We start from the raw sequence: 1066 nt of genomic DNA on the forward strand, positions 1-1066 counted from the left end.
TTTATATCCATTTAGCTGCAAAAGTCAGGTTATATGATAGGATATTGAGACCTATTTTGCAAGAGAATTTGGAAAAGTTAGATTTTTCACAAAGCAATTGTACATAAATGGAGAAAAATTCCGAAAAATTGTTCGTGGTAGGTAGACAAGTTTGTATTATTTCCTATAATTAAAGGAAATCTTTGTGAATCATTTTTGCATGAAAAGGAATATTATAATGGTTTCTTTGCGTTAATTGCAGAGGACATAATATACTCACCAATAGAGAGCGAGCGGCCCCATTTTTCTTCGTATTCCCGAGAGACTGGTTTTGTGACAATATTAATATCTATAAAGCCGGCAGCTTTTATTATTTTTTCTAAATCTTCAACCGAAGAAGCACCAGACACTCAACAAGAATGCATTGCTTCATCATTTTGCATTTCCGGTGTCAGTTCTTTCATGATTACGATGTCGCAGATGGAAATGCGACCACCAGGCTTCAGTGCGCGAAGAATTTCGCGATAAACTCTTGGTTTGTTGTCAGACATATTGATGACACAATTAGAAATACAGACATCAGCAGTGTTGTCGGCAATGGGGAGGTTTTCGATTTCTCCCAAGCGAAATTCTACATTCCGTATTCGATTTTCTTTCGCAATTTTACGTGCACGGGACAACATTTCCGGAGTCATATCAACACCAATGGCACGACCACGGCGACCGACGACTTTTCCGGCGATGAAACAATCAAGGCCAGCGCCGCTCCCGAGATCCAGGACGATTTCACCGGGCTGGATATCTGCTTTACGGTGCGGATTACCACATCCAAGTCCAAGATTTGATTCAACTGGAGCAAGTGCCAGATCATCAGGGGTATAACCAACACTGGATGACATGGTTTCCGAAGAAGAGTTTCCAGATAAAATTGTTGCGTTTGTTTCCTCTAAGGCTATTTTGCCATAGTCATTTCTGACAATATCATGTATTTCTTTCATAAAAATCTCACTTTCATATTACCTTTGTATGTTTTAGCATATCAGATTTACTACAAGTTGTCCACAGTTTTGCAGTAACATACGTTCGC

At 39.3% G+C, this 1066-nt stretch carries 1 protein-coding gene; it reads right to left on the minus strand.

The window, feature by feature from the left end:
* Positions 1-389 precede the first annotated feature (389 nt).
* Positions 390-977, minus strand: coding sequence for a methyltransferase domain-containing protein (locus PGZ10_RS16535; RefSeq protein WP_117823737.1), 588 nt, complete (start codon positions 975-977; stop codon positions 390-392).
* Positions 978-1066 lie beyond the last annotated feature (89 nt).

The organism is Coprococcus sp. AF102-57, from assembly GCF_027686195.1.
In the GTDB taxonomy this organism is placed as follows: domain Bacteria; phylum Bacillota; class Clostridia; order Lachnospirales; family Lachnospiraceae; genus Allocoprococcus; species Allocoprococcus comes.